Source organism: Acidovorax sp. SRB_24 (assembly GCF_012931925.1).
In genome coordinates this window covers 1-217 of the sequence record NZ_MWOM01000393.1, presented here as the reverse complement: position 1 = coordinate 217, position 217 = coordinate 1, and the positions used below count along the sequence as shown (strand labels likewise).

The 217-nt window shown below is 77.9% G+C and carries 1 protein-coding gene; it reads right to left on the bottom strand.

Annotated features, from left to right (window positions below):
* The coding region (locus B2J89_RS22395; protein ID WP_169170904.1) for a hypothetical protein at positions 1 to 217 on the bottom strand (217 nt) is incomplete at both ends.

Here is a 217-nt window from a genome sequence, read left to right as displayed (position 1 = left end):
CACGTTCACCACGTTCGCGGCGGTCGCGGCCGTAGCGGTCGCGCGAGCGGCGGGGGCGCTCCTCGCCCTCGGGCGCGGCGGCAGGCGCTGCGGTCGCGGGGGTGTCCAGAGACAGGTCCAGGTCGGGCAATGCCGTCAGCGGCGCGGTCTCGGCAAAGTCGGCGGCGGCATGCTGCGCTTCGGGCGCGGGGGCTGGACGCTCGCGGCCATCGCGGCC